The organism is Gordonia sp. (in: high G+C Gram-positive bacteria) (assembly GCF_049299075.1).
Lineage (GTDB): Bacteria > Actinomycetota > Actinomycetes > Mycobacteriales > Mycobacteriaceae > Gordonia.
This window is the reverse complement of sequence record NZ_JBAQWU010000056.1, coordinates 1-15,957: the sequence shown is the minus strand read 5'-3', so window position 1 is coordinate 15,957 and position 15,957 is coordinate 1. Positions and strand designations below refer to the sequence as shown.

Here is a 15,957-nt window from a genome sequence, read left to right as displayed (position 1 = left end):
AGTTCACACTCGGCCCGCTCGCACGCTCCCGGTGCTCCGGCGCAGCGTCGTCGTGCGGCTCGTCGCCCGGCCGGCGCCCCTACCGGCCGCTGAGGCTCGGCTGACCTGAGCCGGTGATCTCGCGGTGGCTAGCTGCCCGCGAGACCACCGGCTCCGTCGGTGCTTGGCAAGAACGTTGGCCTCGGCTCTGTGCCGACGAGCGGCCCCAACTTCTGTCGGATACTGGGCGTACTCTCTGTGAGTCAACTAGCCAGCAAGCTTAGGAGTAGCGCATCGTGATTCCAGATCATCGACGGTTTCGGTTTGACGGCGGCGCCGGCACATACGTCGGTACGGCGATTCTGGCGTTCCTGGTAACGGTGTTTACTCTTGGTATCTGTTACCCGTTCGGGCTCGTGTTAATGGAGCGCTGGCGCGCCAAGCACTCCTACATCGACGGACAGCAACTGGTGTTCACTGGCACAGCCTGGGGGCTGTTCGGAAAGTGGATCAAGTGGCTTTTCCTGATGGTGATCACTTTGGGAATCTACTCGTTCTGGGTGGTGCCGCGAATCCAGCAGTGGAAGTGGGAGCACACCGCTTTCGTGGATCCGAGCGTCAATCCATACTTTTCGGCGGCACACATCAGTCCCGCGGGCGTGGGTTCTGTAGCCGGAGTTCAGCCTCCGGTGACTGTGGTCGATCGGTAGTCCCCGTGCCCGGTCAGCGGCGGTGCAGTGCCTGCTCGACGGCGGTACGGATGGGACCCTCCCAGAGGTCTCCGTGGCCGGGCAGCATTAACTGCGCGTCGGTGACCGCGATGGCTTCCAGGGATTCGGCGTTCTGCTCTGGATCGTGGGTGAAGATCGGGCCGAGGCACTGCGGTCCCTGGCGCGAGGTGATCAGGTGCCCGCTGATCAGCGCATCACCGGTCACCACGGCTTCGCCGTCGGCCACCAGGAAGGCGCTGTGGCCGCGGGTATGGCCGGGTGTCGCGATCGGGACCGGCCGGCCGGGCAGGTGACCGAGCCCGGTGAACTCAGCGGCGTCGTCGATCCCGTCCTTATTCAGCGCACCGAGCGGAATGATCTGGCTGAGCCAGCGCAGCACGCGCGGCTGCCAGGCGATCGGCGCCAGCGACGCGGCGGTGGCCTGCTCGAGGTAGTTGCGCCGGGCGTGGGACACCTCATGCGGATCGGCATAGACGGGAAACGTGTACTTCTCCCGCAGCTTCACCAGGCCGCCGAGATGGTCGACGTGCGCGTGGGTCAGCAAGGCGGCGCGGATATCCTCGGGCCGAGCGCCGACGCGGCGCAGCGACTCGACCACCGCCACCGCGTGACCCGGGTAGCCGCCGTCGATCAGGGTGATCCCCGCGCTGGACTGTAAAAGAACCCAGTTGACCGTCGCCGTTGAGACGAGGTGGGTTTTACCGTGAGGGCTGGTCAGCGTATCAATGCGCAGGTCCACGACGCTACGTTCCGTTCTTGACGACCAGCACGAACGGGCCGACCTCGGTGACCGTGTACGCCGGGTCGTTGAAGACCTCGGGGCGGAAGGTGACCGTGTACCTCTTGATGTTTGGATCGTTCGGATACACATCCTGGGCCAGCCGCAGCGTGTACCCGTCCGGGCTGTACCGGAAGATGAAGACGTTCGGGAGCGGCCATTGGCTGGTGGCCATCGCGGCGTGCAGTTCGGCCGGATCGGTGGCCTTCGACCACTCCGCGATCGCCGCAGCGCGCGCCTCGAACTCGGCGAGCGGGTTGGCGTAGTGCGAGGTGAGGCCCTGGAAGCCCCAGTATGGGTAGATCGAGAGGAAGCTGAAATCGGCGGTCAGCACGACGTTTTCGGTGGCCGGGCGTCCGGTCTGCTCGCCGATCAGGCGATGCAGTTGCGCATAATAGGACTCGGAGCCGGGTGGACGCTGATCACCGCGCTGCCCGTGACCATCGGTGTCGGTGTACGCAATGGTGATCTCCGAGGAGAGCGTCGCAGGCAATTGCTGGGCAACACCGAGCGCACCGACGGCGGCCAGGACGCCGACGACGGTACGGACATCGCCGAACTGGCGGACCGCGAGGCGGGCGAGCGCGACCACAGCGAAGGCGCCGCCAGCGGCCAGAATGCCCGCGCTGACTGCCTCCAACCGGAACGACAGCAGGGTGCTGCCGATCGCCGTACGCGCCAGTGAGGCCAGGGTCAGCAGGACAATTCCGACCAACGCCGCTGCGAACGCGAACGCGATGGTCCGCCGCCGCATGAACCAGATTGTCCAGATCAAGCCGGCCAGGGCGAGGATCCCCATCAGGGTGAGGTGGAAGAACGGCAGCGGCAGGATGGCGCCATTCTCCGGCAGATAGTGTTCGGCGGCACCGGAGATGGTGACCGAGCTGCTCATCCGCTTCATCAGGTACGGCGCCCAGAAGAGTAGGGCGACGGCACCGGCGATCACACCGATGACGATCAGACGCACGATGGGCCCGGCAGCCCGGGTTCGGCGCTCTGCGGCCTGCGCGCGCCCGTCCACCGCGCCATTGCGCGTCGAGAAAGCGATCTGCGCCAGATAGGCGAGGGTGATGAGGACGGCGGTGCCGGCGAACAGTGCGGTGTACAGCGTGTAGACCGTCGCCGAGACGCCGAGGAAGACGCCTGCTGCGACCACCGCGAGCCAGTGGGTGTCGCGCGGGCAGCCGGGTCCGTCGGCCAGCGCCCGCCCGCGCCCGCGCAGCGCCGACGCGATCACCACAAGCATGGGCACGCCGATCAGGATCAGCACCGCCGCGTACGGCTCCGGGGACGCGAAGTACAGGGTGGCCGTGGTGACGGAGAGTCCGACGGCCGTGCCGATGGTGACACCGACCATGCGGTTCCACAGTGCGACACCGAGCGCGGCCGCCGCCGCCATCGAGACGATCGCCCACGGCTTGTAGGCCTCCCAACCGGGCAGGCCGAAGAAGTCCGCGTAACGTCCGCCGAACCAGAACCAGGTGGCGGGATAGTACGGGGGAAGATCCAGGTAGGTCATGTCCGCTAGCCGCGGACTGCTGGTCAGGCGGGTCAGGTACTCCGTGCGGAACTGCTGGTCAGCAGTCAGGCCATGCAGGTACAGCTTGGTGGCGCCCAGCGGCATGCCCAAGCTCACAGTGACCAGACCGGCCGAGGCGATCGAGCCCAACCACGATGTGGCGAGCCGCCACCCTGGGCGGTACCGGGCGGCCACCACCGCGACCACCGCCAGCAGAATCACCACCGCCTGCCCGAGGGTGGTCAGCGCGCGGGTGACATTCGAGGTGTTGTACGCCGGCCACGACACCGCGTCGATCACCCGCAGCCCGACGACGCCGACGGCGGCGCCGAGCACCACCGCACCGACGATCTCGAGCAGATCACGGCCGCGATCGCGCACCGTGTGCCGGACCGGAGCCTGCGTCATCGGGGCCTGGGTCATCGATATGCCGCCGGCGACGATCAGACGGGGAGTTTACGGAAGATTGGGCGAGGTACGTGGCGCAGCGCCATCATGATGAACCGGAACGGGCCCGGCACCCAGATGACGTCCTTACCTTTGCCGACGGCCGCGACTACCCGCTGGGCGACGTCCTCTTTATTGACCGTGAGGGGGGCCTCGGCGACATGCGCGGACAGGCGCGTGCGCACCTGGCCCGGGCGCACCACCAGCACGCGGATGCCCTCGGGACGCAGCGCGTCGCCCAGGCCGAGGTAGAAGCCGTCTAGGCCGGCCTTGGTGGAGCCGTAGACGAAGTTGGAACGACGAACCCGCTCGCCGGCGACCGAGCTCATCGCCACGATCTGCCCGTGCCCTTGCGCGCGCATATGCTCGGCGAGTAGCACGCCGACCGAGACCGCCGCGGTGTAGTTGATGTCAGCTTCGAGAACGGCCAGCTTTTGGTTCTGCCAGGCCTCCTCGTCGTCGCCCTGAATGCCGAACGCCACGATCGCCACGTCGATGTCGCCGCCGGCGAAGGCGGCGTCGATGACGCCCGGGTGCGAGCCGGTGTCGAGGGCGTCGAAGTCGATCTGCTCGACCGACGACGCACCGGCGGCTGTCATTGTCTCGATAGCGGCAGCGGCGGCCGGGTCGTTCGGGACGGTGGCCAGCACGACGCGCATCGGACCGCTGCGCAGGAACTCGGCGGTGATCGCCAAGCCGATCTCCGAGCTACCGCCCAGGACGAGGATGGATTGCGGGACGCCGACGGCGTTTAACATTGTTGCTCTCTTCTCGGGAGGGTGTGGTTTCGACTCGCTTCGCTCGCTCAACCATCGAGGAGGAGCCTGCTTGTCGAAGGGTTAGACGAGCTTCAGGCGCCGTCCCATATCGGACATGAAGACCTTGTCCGGGTCGACGCGGCGGCGCACCTCGAGCCACTCGTCGATGCGCGGGTACATGACGTGGAAGGCCTCGGCGGTGGTGCGCGAATCCTTCGCGGTGTACAGGCGGCCGCCAATCGACATCACCCGGCGGTCGAGCTCGCTGACAAACTCGTGCAGGCCGCGCTTGATCGGGAAGTCGACGCAGATGTTCCAGCCCGGCATCGGGAAGCTCAGCGGGGCGCGATTGCCCTCGCCGAACAGTTTGAAGACGTTCAGGAAGCTCACGTGTCCGGAGGCCTGGATGTCGTAGATGATGCCTTTGAACTCTTCGATGGCCTCGGGCGGAACGATGAACTGGTACTGCAGGAAGCCTTTGCTTCCGTACGCCCGGTTCCAGTTACCGAACAGATCCAGCGGGTGATAGAACTTCGTGAGGTTCTGGATCTTGCCGGTGTAGGTGGCGCCGGTCCGGTAGTAGGCCTCACCCAACAGGGAGAAGTCGAACTTGTTGGCCAGCCCGTTCGGGAAGATGTCCGGCAGGTTCACTAGCGTCGGCGCATCGAACTTCAGTGGATCGGCGGCCAGCTTCGGTGGCAACTCGTCAAGGGTGGCCAGGCGGCCGCGCGAGAAGCTGCCGCGGCCGAGCTTCGGCGGCTTGCTGATGGCATCGAACCAGCCGGAACTGTAGGTGTAGTTGTCCTCCGAGCCGTCAGTGTGCAGCGCGATGGTCTCGTCGAGGGTTTTGGTCACGGCGCCGTCGGCGATGAAGTACGCCGTCTCAGTGCGCGTCATCTTGATCTTGGCGCGGAGGATGATGCCGGTCAGGCCGATACCGCCGACCGTCGCCCAGAAAATGGAGCCATCCGGATCATCGGGCGAACCCTCCGGGGTCAGCGTGAGAACCTTGCCGGAGGCGATGAGCAGCGAGATCTCGACAACGTGGTTGCCGAAGCTACCCGCGCTGTGGTGATTCTTACCGTGGATATCGCAGCCGATGGCGCCGCCGACGGTCACCTGGCGGGTGCCCGGGAGCACTGGCACCCATAGGCCGTGCGGCAAGGCGACGCGCATCAGGGTGTCCAAGTCGACGCCGGCGTCGACGTCGACGATGGCCGTGGCGTCGTCGATCGAATAGATGCGGGTCAGCTTGGTCATGTCGATGGTCAGGCCACCGGCATTCTGCGCATTCTCGCCGTAGGAGCGGCCGAGGCCACGGGCGATCACGCCGCGCTGTAGGTACGACGGCTTGTCCGCATTGTCATCGGCCACGCGAGCCACAGCGTCGGCAATGACCTCCGGGTATGGGGTCGACAGCACATGCCCTTCGATACCCATGGTGCGGCCCCAGCCCATGAGCTTCTGGGTCTGGATCGGGAGCTTTTCGGTGTTCGTCATCGCAGAGAAGACTACTCGCCGCAACCTGAGGATTGCCTAGAAGCGAGGGTGAGGGTGATCAAACCTACGGGAATGGGCCGCGGAATGGGTTGCCGACGGCGCCCAGGTGGTCGGCACCGGCACCGGCATTGCGTTAGTGTCAGAACCCACTGGGTAGCGTCCGAACGCTGGCGCCAGAGTCGGTTCGGGCCTCGCGGAAGTCCGATGGTGAGAGGGGCAGCGGTGATTGTCGTCGGCTATGCGGCGGGAGCGTTCGGTCGCGCGTGCTTGGAGCAGGGCATCGCCGAGGCCCGTCTGCGCGACACCGAGCTACTGGTGATCAACGCCGTCTCCGAAGTGCGCGGTCAGCGACTGGTCGAGGCCGACGAGATCGCCGCGGTCGAAGCGCGTTTGACCACCGCAGGTATTCGCTATCGGATCCGCCAGCCCATCGGCGCCACCCCGGCCGAAGAGCTGCTGAACGCGATGGATAGCGATGACGCAGAAATGCTGGTCATCGGTATGCGTCGCCGCACCCAGGTGGGCAAATTACTGCTCGGCAGCACCTCGCAGTACCTGCTCGTCTCCTGCCATAAGCCGGTCCTGGTGGTGAAGCCGAACGATGAGCACCGGCGCTCGGAGCCGCTGGGCTCGGTCGACCGCCGCGTCGACGAGCTGCAGCAGACCGGCGACGAGATCGAGCCCTGACCCAGACGTAAGCGCACAGGCCCGGCATGCCGTATATACGGTCGCCGCCTCTGTTGGGTTACGTCTGGGACAGACTTCAGCGGAAGATTCGCTGGACGAACGGGGTGGAGTCCGGCAGCGAGGCCAGGACAGTCCCGGAGTGGTCCTGATGTGGGTAGAGGTGGAACTCGACGGGCTGGCCAGCGGCGAGCATCTGAGCGTAAAGCGATCCCGCCGAGATGGCCGGGACGTCGGTGTCGACGAGGCCCTGGCCGAGGAAGATCGGGCGGTCGTAGCCGGAGTACGGCGTGGCCATGTACTGGACCAATGCGGCGGGCAGCCCCGGAATGGTGTTCAGCGGTCGGTGGAACCAGCTGTTCGCACGTTCACCCGCGAGCCCGTCAGCGAGGTCGCCGTAACAGCGGGTTTCGGCCATCGCGAGGACCTGCCGCCCACGCGGCGTGAGCGCGTTCTGCGGCTTCAGGTCGGGACGGGCGTCACTGAATCCGGCCAGGATGTACGCCGCGTACGCGTTGAGAGCGGCGGGGAGTGCGACTGGCGGGAAGGCCGGTCCGGCCTGCCAGACGACGTGCTCGATATTGGCCGGGGTCCCGGTCGCCACCACACCGCGGTAGTCCAGGTTGCTGCCGCGCGAGAGCGTGGTGGCGCGCCGCGCCGCGTTCAAGGCCGCCGCCGCACCCTGGGATTGGCCGACGATCGCCCATTTGGTCGACAGCGGCAGGTCCATCTGGTGCGCGGCCTTCACCGAGTCGACTACCGAGTGGGCCGCCACGTCGCCGGACAGGTAGCTCATCAGGCCCGGCGTGCCGAGTCCGGCGTAATCGGTGGCGACGACGGCGTAACGCTGTGTCAGCCAGTGGTCAAGGTAGTCGCGGTCGCGGTCGGAACGCGGCAGGGCCGACGGCGTGCAATCATCGCCGAGGCCGGTGGTGCCGTGCGCCCAGGCGATCACCGGGTAGCCGCCGCGGGGTGCGCCCTTGCGCGGGACGAAGACGGCCGCTGTGCTTGTCGCTGGCCTACCGTGCACATCGGTGGTTGCGTAGAGGATCCGGTAGGCCTGTCCGGCGGCGGGCAGCGACAGTGCCGGATCGAGCGGGACCTGCGCCAGTAGCGTGCCGGGCTTACCGATGGGGCCGGAGTAGTCGCGGGCGTCTAGTCCGGACCACGTGGGCGTGGGCAGATTCGGCGCCGCCACTGCCGGTGCCCCGGTCAACAGCAGCATGGCGGCGACGAGGACGGAGACGGCGGCGAGCGGGATGCGAAACGGCCGACGGTTCATGGAATCCGAACCTAGTGGCCGTTCGGGGCACGAGTGCCTGGGTTGGTGAAATGTCGACCGAGCCGTGACCGGCGGTCCACTACGCTGTCAGGGTGGCCGATACCGAACCGACGCAGCCGCCGGAGTACCCGGTAGAGCACCTGGAGCACGACGATTTCTCGACGCGGCACGCCCCGATGCCGATCGAGTTGCCGTTCGACGACGAGGAAGCCTCGACCGACGTCGACCTGAAAACCCAGATCATCCGGTTCATCCTGACCGGCGCCGGGTCGGCCGTCCTCGACTTCGGGCTGACCATGCTGCTGCAGTACGGCGTGGGGGTGTCCGGTGGAATCGCCAAGGCCTGCGGTTTTGTTCTGGGTACCACGGTGGCCTACCTGATCAACCGGCGCTGGACGTTCCGTGCCGAACCGAGCACGGCGCGCTTTATCGCCGTCGTCGCGCTGTACGCGGTGACCTTCGGGGTCAACGTCGGACTGTATTCGTGGCTCTCGCACCTGTGGTCGGAGACGGTGATCTACTCGGCGCTGGCCTTCGTCGTCGCCCAGGGGGTGGCGACGGTGATCAACTTCGTGGTGCAACGCGCGGTGATTTTCAAGATCCGCTGACCGCGCCAGCCGCTACATCTTGGCGATGATGTTTTCGCCGTACCAATTGAGGTGGCTGATCTTTTTTTGCAGCGGTTCGGTGTCGTTGCCCACCACGTAAGGCAACCGGAAGCCGACGATCACGTCGGTGATGCCCTTGTCTTCGAGTCGCTTCACTCCGTCGAGGGTGTAGGCGTCCATCGAGATGACGTGGATCTCGAAGGGATCGTTCTCTTTGCCTTCCTCGGCGCGGATCCGGGCCAGCTTCGCGAGGAGCGCATCGAGCTCCTCGGCGGGGCCGCCGCCGTGCATCCAGCCGTCGCCACGCCGGACGGCACGGCGCAGGGCGAGGTCGGCGTGCCCGCCGACCAGCAGCGGGATCGGCTCCGTGGGGACCGGTGACATCTTGACCTTCGGGATGTCGTAGAACTCGCCGTGGAACTGGAAGTAGTCGCCGGAGGTGAGGCCGCGGATGATGTCCATGCACTCGTCCATCCGCTTACCGCGGCGGGCGAAGTCCACCCCCATGATGTCGTAGTCTTCCGGCCAAGGACTGGTGCCAACGCCCAGGCCCAGGCGGTTACCGGTCAGATACGCGACAGACGCCGCCTGCTTGGCCACCAGGGCTGGCGGGCGCACCGGAAGCTTCAGGACGAACGGCAGAAAGCGCAGCGTGTTGGTGACGGCGCCGAGCGCGGTGGCCTGGATGAACGTCTCGACGAACTCCTTGTCTTCCAGGAATTCGCGGTTGCCGTCCGGCGTGTACGGATACTTGGCGTCGGACACTTCCGGGTAGGCCAGTGAGTCGGCGATCGTCATGCTCGCGTAGCCCGCGGCCTCGGCCGCCTGCGCGAGCGGCGCGTAGTAGGCGGGATCGGTCATGGACTCGGCGAAAGTAAAACGCATGCACCCCAGACTAGAACACGTTCTAGTCCCGTGTCACGGGACGGCCGCGGCTACTTGAGTATTCCGAGGTCGTAGAAGAGTTGGTAGCGCGTGGGATCGTCGGGCAGGAACCAGTGGAAGCCGGCTTCGGCGAAGACGCCGACCGCGTTCACGAGCATGATTACCGCAAAGAAGATCACCGCGGCGTAGCCGATCCGGCGGGCCCACAGGCCAAGCGGCTGCGTCGACGACGTGACGGGTGCGAAGGCCATCACCAGCGCGATCGCGGCGATGGCGGCGACAAACAGAATCCATGCCCAGACGTACATGTGCAGGCCCAGCACGGCGCCGCCATAGCCGGGGTCGCCGGGCAAGATGTGCAGCATGGTGTGCCGCCAGGAGGTGAAGCCTCCCACCACGCAGCCGAGGATCGCCAGCCCCCAGCCGACCTGATAGTCGCGCGGCGTGATCACCCCGGCCGTCGCCTTGCGCACGATGTACGCGCCGCCGACCGCGGCCAGTGCCATGAACATGCGCTGGATCATGCACAGCGGGCACGGATACTCCCACTGCACATACTGGACGACGAGTCCGCCGCAGATCACCAGCGTCCATCCCCCGACGAACAGCACGGCCAGCCAGTACTGGAGCCGGCCCGTCCAGTGTGCCGATCTCGGCGAAGCCTCGAGCGCGGTGTCCACGGCGGTCACCAGCTCAGTCCCAAGCCGAGACCGGACGTGATGTGATGTGACAGCAGAAAGACGGTCGCCGCCATCGTGATCCACCAGACGATGAGCGCTGTGCGCGACTTCTCCTGCCGGAACAGGAGCACCACGCTCACCAGCAAGCCAACAAAAATGAGTGCGTCCATATCCGGAGCGTAAGCACGCGGGCGCCGTCGCGGCGGCAGTCTGGCGCACCTGCTATCAAGAAACTCGCACAGGGGTGGGCGAGGAATTGATGTTACGGGCTTGGGCTGTGCGTTTGCGTCATGCGGCGGCTCACGCGAGCAGCCGAAGCTGCAGTGCGCCTTAGTTGGGGCGGCCGAACTGTTCTTGGCGGCCCTGCTTGCGCAGGCGCAGCCACTCGCGGAAGCCGGCGAGGTCGCGCTGCTGCACCAGGAAGTACCAGCCGAACCGCGCATACTCTTGCGGCAGCAGCTTGCGCATACCCGGCTGGCTCATCAGGTAGCCGCGGTTGCGGTAGGTGAAGAACCGCTTGACCTCGTTGTCCGGGTACTGCGTGTGCATGCGCCCGCCGAGGATCGGGCGGAACTCGTCGCTGCCGTCCGGATGCAGGTAGGCGGTCGTCAGGCAGGTGCCGAAGGCGATGCCCGACCGCGCCAGCCGCCGGTGCATCTCCACCTCGTCGCCGCGCACAAACAGGCGCAGATCCGGTACGCCGACCCGGTCGAGGGCATCGGCGGCGAAGAGTGCCCCGTTCATCAGGGAGGCGATGCCGGGGAGGAGGTCGTCGGCGGTCGATTCCCCGGGCTCGAACAATTCGGAACGCCGCCGCCGCCACACCAGGCCGCGGCGCAGGGGGAAGGCGAGGGCGTCGGGGGCGTCGATGTTGACGACGACGGGGGACACCTCGCCGAGGCCGTGCTGCTTGGCGCACTCCAGCAGTGTCGCGAGGACGTCTGGGCCCTCGGGGCGACCGTCGTCGTCGGCGCACCATACCCAGTCGGCGCCCAATGCCAGCGCGTGCAGCATGCCGAGGGCGAAACCGCCGGCTCCGCCCAGGTTGTGCTGCGACGGCAGGTACGTCGTCGGGACCGGCTGGGCGGCAACGAGTTCGGCGACCTCCGGCTCGGCCGCATTGTCGACGACGATCAGGTGGTCGAGCGGCCGTGACTGCGCCGACAAGATCTTGAGGGACTCGCCGAGCAGCTCCAGCCGCTTATGCGTCACGACGACGCCGATGACGCGGCTCATGCGTTCTCGCCCGTCTTGCCCAGCTCGGCCAGCACCTTGCGTACTTGTGCTGCGGCGTCCTCTCCCTGGTAAGCGCCGACTACTTCTTCGATGCCGCCGTCCATGCGGACCTGGCCGTGGTCGATCCATAGCGCGCGGTCGCACAGCTGCGCCAGGAACTCGTTTGAGTGGCTGGCGAAGACCAGAATCCCCGAACGTTCCACCAGCGCCTGCAGCCGGATACGGGCCTTTTTCATGAACTCCGCATCCACCGCGCCGATACCCTCGTCGAGGATCAGGATCTCCGGGTCGATACTGGTCACCACACCCAGGGCGAGGCGCACCCGCATACCGGTGGAGTAGGTGCGCAGCGGCATTTCCAGGTAATCGCCGAGTTCGGAGAACTCCGCGATCTCGTCGGTCTTGGCCAGCATCTCCTTGCGGGACATGCCCAGAAACATGCCGCGGATCAGGATGTTGTCGTAGCCGGAGATCTCCGGGTCCATGCCGACACCCAGGTCGAAGACCGGCGCGACCCGGCCCTGCACGCGGCAGGCGCCGCGGGTGGGCTCGTAGATCCCGGCCAGCAGACGCAGCAGCGTCGACTTACCCGCTCCGTTGTGCCCGACCAGCCCGATGCGCGCGCCGTGCTCCAAGTGCAGGTTGATGTCGCGCAGTGCCTCAACGACGACGGTCTTGGAGTTGTTCGACCCGATCACCCCGCCGGCGGCACCGACGACGGCCTTCTTCAACGAGCGGGTCTTGGCGTCGAAGATCGGGAAGTCGACGCAGGCGTCCCAGGTGTCGACGCGGATGTCCGTGGTTTCGGTGCTCTTCTTGGCAGCCATAGGTCCTCCTAGACCCAGTACGCCACGCGGGCGCGGAAGTTGCGCAAGACGACCATGGCGGCCGCCCAGCCGAGCGCCGTGCAGGCGATCACGATCCACCAGTGGTAGGCCGCGACGGACTCACCCAGCAGCGGGCCGCGAGAAATCTCCAGGTAGTGATACATCGGGTTGAGCTCGACCAGTCGCATGCGGCTCGACATCTCCCCGCCGTTGGTATTGGTGAAGGAGCGTGTCGACCAGATGATCGGCGTCATGAAGAAGACCAGCTGCACGACGGTCGTCAACAGCTGGCCGATGTCGCGGAATCGGGTGGCAAGCACCCCGAAGACGATGCTGACCCAGATGGCGTTGAGAATGAACAGGGCCATCGCCGGGAAGAACAGCAGCGCCGTCCAGTTCAGCGGCTGCGGGAACACGGCGAGGATCACCAGGTAGATGACGATATTGTGCGCGAAGATGATCAGCTGACGCCACACGACCCGGTAGACGTGCACGCTGATCGGCGCGGGCAGCTGTTTGATCAGGCCTTCGTTGGTGGAGAACACCACCGAGCCCTCTTTGATCGAGTCAGCGATGAAGTTCCAGAAAATCAGACCGAGCGCGACGTACGGCAGGAAGAAGTGGAGATCCTGCCCGAAGAGGGTGCCGTACAGCAGGCCCATGGCAACAGCGGTAATCGCGGTAGCGACGGTAATCCAGAGGGGGCCGAGAACCGAGCGCTTGTAGCGCTGCTTGATGTCGGTCCAACCCAGATGCAGCCACAGCTCGGAATGGCGGAATCCATCGAGAAGATCCTTGGCACCCCGGGCGAAGGTCCGTGAGTCGGACGCCGCCGGGGCCGGGGGGACTACTCCCTCTGCGGAGTTTACGACTGACACAACGACTGAGGATACAGCGGCGACTATAGGTACTGCCCGGTGCTGTGGCCGTCGACACTCAGGCCGTCGCCGGCAGCGAGCCCACCGTGCCGCATCTGCTCCAGCTCGGCGCGGACCGACATCTGCTGCGCGAACAGCGCCGTCTGGATGCCGTGGAAGACTCCTTCCAGCCAGCCGACGAGCTGTGCTTGGGCGATCCGCAACTCCGCATCGCTGGGTACGACGTCGTCGGAGAACGGCAACGCCAGGCGGCCCAGTTCCTCGCGCAGCTCAGGTGCCAGTCCCGCGGACAGTTCGGCGATCGACGTCCGGTGGATCTCGGCGAGTCGCTGCCGGGATGCGTCGTCGAGCGGTGCCGCCCGCACTTCGTCGAGCAACTGTTTGATCATGGTGCCGATCCGCATCACCTTGGCTGGCTGCTCCACCAACCCGATCATCGCCGCGGCGTTCGCGGTGTCGACCCGGCCGTCGGCATCGGGCAGCAACGGCACCATGGCCGAGGAGCTGTCGGCAGCAACCACCTCTGGGCCGCCTGCGCTGCCAGCGTGCAAGAAGTGTGGTCCGCTCGCAGGCATTGGGGACAGCGGGTGGTCGGTGCCGAGGATCTCCGGGTGCATAGCACCCATTCTGCCCGGCGCGTCCGACGGCGGTTCCGACTAAGGTATTGCCATGCCGTTCGATGTCGCCTCGGTCCGCGGACTGTTCCCCGCACTTGGCGATGGCTGGATCCATTTTGACGCCCAGGCTGGCCAGCAACTGCCGGACTCGGTGACTATTGCGATGAGTGCTGGCGCCCGCGCGCTGGCGGTGGATCCGCGCGGGGTGTCACCGCAGGCGGTTGCCGCCGCTGACGCCGAGCAGACCGCCCGTCGCAGCGTCGCCGATCTGCTCTGCGCCGATGCGGCGGGGGTGGTCTTCGGACCGTCGCGCAGCGTCCTGGTGACCGCCCTAGTCGATGCGCTGCCGGTGACCTCCTGGGGCGGCGAGACAGTGCTCTCGCGGCTCGACGATGAGGACAACATCGTGCCGTGGCTGCGCGGGGCACGACGACACGGCTCCGGAATCCGGTGGGCCGAGATCGACGTCACCGAGGGCACGCTCCCGGTGGACCAGTACACCGGGCTGATCGGGCAGCGGACATCGGTCGTTGCGGTCACGCTCGCGTCCGGCGCCACCGGTGCCATCGTCGACGTCGCGCAGATCGCGAGCCGGGCCCGCAGCGTGGGCGCACTGGTCGTCGTCGATGCGTCGTCGGCGGCACCGTACGCGCGCCTGTCGATCGACGAGTTGGGCGCCGACGTCGTGCTGCTCAGCCCGGCGCGCTGGGGTGGTCCGCGGATGGCGGTCATGGTGTTCGCCGAGCAGTCCCGGATACAGGGACTGAACCGGGTGTCGATGGATCCGCTCACCACGGGACCGGCGCGACTGGAGGCCGAGCCGATGCCCGGGCCGTTGTTGACTGGACTGGTGGCCTCTATCGAGCATTTGGCCGACTTGGACGGTGCCGCCTCCGGCAAGCGCAGACAGCGGTTGGCGACGTCGATGGAAGGCATCTTCGAGTACGGGCAGCGCATGACGCAGTACCTAGTGAACTCGCTGGAGCAACTGGGTCGCGTGCGAGTGATCGGCCCGCAGGTGCACCGCATCCCGGCGGTCAGCTTCGTCGTCGACGGCGTGCCCGCCGAGAAGGTGTGTCGTCGCCTCGCCGACAACGGGATCAGCGCGCTGCACGGGCTGCCGTCTCGGGCGCTTGTCGCGCTCGGGGCTGACGACGTGGGTGGAGCGGTGACCGTCGGGCTCGGCCCGTACGCAATCCCGTATGAGGTGGATCAGCTAGTTCGGGTGCTCGGGTCGTTCGGCTGAACCGGACGCGCGTCAACTCACGTCGAGCACGATCTTGCCGATGACGCTTCCGGTGGTCAGATGATCCAAGGCCGCGGCCGCCTCGGCGAGCGGAAACACGCTGTCGATCACCGGCACGACGGTGTGGGCTCCGGGCTGACCGCTCCCGGCGGTGGCAGCGATGAGTGGCCACGTCCCTTTCAGCGTCGCGGCCACCACCTCGGCCTTCGATCCGGGGCCGTGCGCTGGTCGGGACCGCAGCGTGGTGCCGAGGATCGAGCCGCGCTTGGCGAGCAGTTTGCCCAGGTCGAGTTCACCCGTGCGGCCGCCGAGTAGGCCGATGATGACGAGGCGTCCGTTGACAGCCAGCACATCCAGGTTGCGGGACAGGTACCCGCCGCCGACGACGTCGAGGATCACGTCGGCGCCGTGATGATGGGGCGGTGCCAGGGCAGCGACGAAGTCTTCGTAGCTGTAGTCGATCAGCACGTCGGCGCCGAGTTCGGCGCAGCGCTCCAGTTTCTCAGGACTGCGGGCGGTGACGGCCACCCGCGCGCCGAGGGCCTTGGCCACCTGGATGGCGTGGGTGCCGATGCCGCTCGATCCGCCGTGGATCAGCAGGGTTTCCCCGGGTTGTAGGCGCGCAGCCATCAGGAGGTTCGACGTCACCGTGCACGCCACCTCGGGCAGGGCTGCCGCGTCGCGCAGGCTCACCCCGGCTGGGATCGGTAGCAGCTGAGCCGCCGGCGCCGCGACCCGCTGGGCGTAGCCGCCGCCGGACAGCAGTGCGCACACCTCGTCGCCGATTGACCATCCAGTGACCTGCGCGCCGATCGCCGCGATGCGCCCGGAGACCTCCAGGCCGAGGATCTCCGAGGCCCCTGCCGGCGGCGGGTAGTGCCCTGCGCGCTGCTGCACGTCCGCGCGGTTCACCCCGGCTGCGACGACGTCGATCAGGACCTCATCGGGGGCGGGGACCGGGTCGGGCACCTCGGTCAATTGCAAGTCATTACCGGTAATTGCATACATGCCTTCGAGTGTTGCAGAGATGGGCGCGGCGTGAGGCCCACCCGCCCGTGCGCTACCTTATTCGGCAGGGAAGCGTGGCAGAGCGGCCGAATGCACTCGCCTTGAAAGCGAGCGTGGGTAAAACCACCGGGGGTTCAAATCCCTCCGCTTCCGCAGAGAAGGGCCAGGTCAGAGAGATAATCTCGACCTGGCCCTTGTTTCGTTCGAGCGGTGGTTGGCGAAGTTGACACACGGGTTGACACAATCGACCTGGCATTACTCGTAGAATTACCCCGTGGCGAATCTCCCTACAGG

The 15,957-nt window shown here is 66.6% G+C and carries 17 protein-coding genes and 1 tRNA gene; 5 read left to right on the top strand and 13 right to left on the bottom strand.

Features of this window, described 5'->3' with window-relative positions:
- The first annotated feature begins 275 nt into the window (after positions 1-275).
- On the top strand, positions 276-689 hold the full coding sequence (locus tag WAW85_RS02095) for a DUF898 family protein (protein WP_422558003.1): 414 nt from the start codon (positions 276-278) through the stop codon (positions 687-689).
- 13 nt (positions 690-702) lie between these two features.
- Here the strand turns inward: WAW85_RS02095 and WAW85_RS02090 are convergent, their stop codons facing one another.
- The 4 genes from WAW85_RS02090 to WAW85_RS02075 all read right to left on the bottom strand — a co-directional run bounded on the left by WAW85_RS02090 (position 703) and on the right by WAW85_RS02075 (position 5,712).
- Positions 703-1,449 (bottom strand): MBL fold metallo-hydrolase, encoded by a 747-nt coding sequence (locus tag WAW85_RS02090; protein ID WP_422558002.1) that lies wholly within the window; start codon positions 1,447-1,449, stop codon positions 703-705.
- 4 nt (positions 1,450-1,453) lie between these two features.
- On the bottom strand, positions 1,454-3,415 hold the full coding sequence (locus WAW85_RS02085; protein ID WP_422558001.1) for an arabinofuranosyltransferase: 1,962 nt from the start codon (positions 3,413-3,415) through the stop codon (positions 1,454-1,456).
- A 35-nt stretch (positions 3,416-3,450) separates the two neighbouring features.
- On the bottom strand, positions 3,451-4,212 hold the full coding sequence (locus WAW85_RS02080; protein WP_422558000.1) for a decaprenylphospho-beta-D-erythro-pentofuranosid-2-ulose 2-reductase: 762 nt from the start codon (positions 4,210-4,212) through the stop codon (positions 3,451-3,453).
- 81 nt (positions 4,213-4,293) lie between these two features.
- A complete protein-coding gene (locus WAW85_RS02075; RefSeq protein WP_422557999.1) occupies positions 4,294-5,712 on the bottom strand; it encodes an FAD-binding protein in 1,419 nt (472 codons plus the stop codon).
- A 222-nt stretch (positions 5,713-5,934) separates the two neighbouring features.
- Here WAW85_RS02075 and WAW85_RS02070 point away from each other — a divergent pair, with 222 nt between their 5' ends.
- Positions 5,935-6,399, top strand: a complete 465-nt coding sequence (locus WAW85_RS02070; RefSeq protein ID WP_422558005.1) for a universal stress protein — start codon at positions 5,935-5,937, stop codon at positions 6,397-6,399.
- A gap of 76 nt (positions 6,400-6,475) precedes the next feature.
- Here WAW85_RS02070 and WAW85_RS02065 read toward each other — a convergent pair whose 3' ends face one another.
- Positions 6,476-7,678, bottom strand: coding sequence for a lipase family protein (locus WAW85_RS02065; protein WP_422557998.1), 1,203 nt, complete (start codon positions 7,676-7,678; stop codon positions 6,476-6,478).
- Positions 7,679-7,854: 176 nt separating this feature from the next.
- Here WAW85_RS02065 and WAW85_RS02060 point away from each other — a divergent pair, with 176 nt between their 5' ends.
- Positions 7,855-8,286 carry a GtrA family protein gene (locus WAW85_RS02060; protein WP_422558004.1) on the top strand — a complete coding sequence of 144 codons (432 nt, stop codon included), beginning with the start codon at positions 7,855-7,857 and terminating at the stop codon, positions 8,284-8,286.
- A gap of 12 nt (positions 8,287-8,298) precedes the next feature.
- Here WAW85_RS02060 and WAW85_RS02055 read toward each other — a convergent pair whose 3' ends face one another.
- From WAW85_RS02055 to WAW85_RS02025, 7 genes are all read right to left on the bottom strand, one after another.
- Positions 8,299-9,171, bottom strand: coding sequence for a TIGR03619 family F420-dependent LLM class oxidoreductase (locus WAW85_RS02055; protein ID WP_422557997.1), 873 nt, complete (start codon positions 9,169-9,171; stop codon positions 8,299-8,301).
- 50 nt (positions 9,172-9,221) lie between these two features.
- Positions 9,222-9,860, bottom strand: a complete 639-nt coding sequence (locus WAW85_RS02050; protein WP_422557996.1) for a disulfide bond formation protein B — start codon at positions 9,858-9,860, stop codon at positions 9,222-9,224.
- Positions 9,857-10,021 (bottom strand): DUF5993 family protein, encoded by a 165-nt coding sequence (locus WAW85_RS02045; protein ID WP_422557995.1) that lies wholly within the window; start codon positions 10,019-10,021, stop codon positions 9,857-9,859. Before WAW85_RS02045 ends, WAW85_RS02050 begins: the two co-directional genes overlap by 4 nt.
- Before the next feature lie 160 nt (positions 10,022-10,181).
- On the bottom strand, positions 10,182-11,087 hold the full coding sequence (locus WAW85_RS02040) for a glycosyltransferase (protein WP_422557994.1): 906 nt from the start codon (positions 11,085-11,087) through the stop codon (positions 10,182-10,184).
- A complete protein-coding gene (locus WAW85_RS02035) occupies positions 11,084-11,914 on the bottom strand; it encodes an ABC transporter ATP-binding protein (RefSeq protein WP_422557993.1) in 831 nt (276 codons plus the stop codon). The genes WAW85_RS02040 and WAW85_RS02035 overlap by 4 nt, the downstream gene beginning before the upstream one ends.
- An 8-nt stretch (positions 11,915-11,922) precedes the next feature.
- Entirely contained in the window at positions 11,923-12,792 is an 870-nt protein-coding gene (locus WAW85_RS02030; RefSeq protein WP_422557992.1) for an ABC transporter permease, read from the bottom strand.
- A gap of 23 nt (positions 12,793-12,815) precedes the next feature.
- A complete protein-coding gene (locus WAW85_RS02025; RefSeq protein ID WP_422557991.1) occupies positions 12,816-13,409 on the bottom strand; it encodes a bacterial proteasome activator family protein in 594 nt (197 codons plus the stop codon).
- Positions 13,410-13,461: 52 nt separating this feature from the next.
- Here WAW85_RS02025 and WAW85_RS02020 point away from each other — a divergent pair, with 52 nt between their 5' ends.
- The gene (locus WAW85_RS02020) at positions 13,462-14,655 is read left to right on the top strand and encodes an aminotransferase class V-fold PLP-dependent enzyme (protein WP_422557990.1); all 1,194 of its coding nucleotides are present in this window, start codon (positions 13,462-13,464) and stop codon (positions 14,653-14,655) included.
- A gap of 12 nt (positions 14,656-14,667) precedes the next feature.
- Here WAW85_RS02020 and WAW85_RS02015 read toward each other — a convergent pair whose 3' ends face one another.
- Positions 14,668-15,663 (bottom strand): NAD(P)H-quinone oxidoreductase, encoded by a 996-nt coding sequence (locus tag WAW85_RS02015; RefSeq protein ID WP_422557989.1) that lies wholly within the window; start codon positions 15,661-15,663, stop codon positions 14,668-14,670.
- Positions 15,664-15,731: 68 nt separating this feature from the next.
- On the opposite strand from WAW85_RS02015, the gene WAW85_RS02010 reads away from it, so the two are divergent.
- Positions 15,732-15,816 (top strand) — tRNA-Ser (locus WAW85_RS02010).
- Positions 15,817-15,957: the final 141 nt, after the last annotated feature.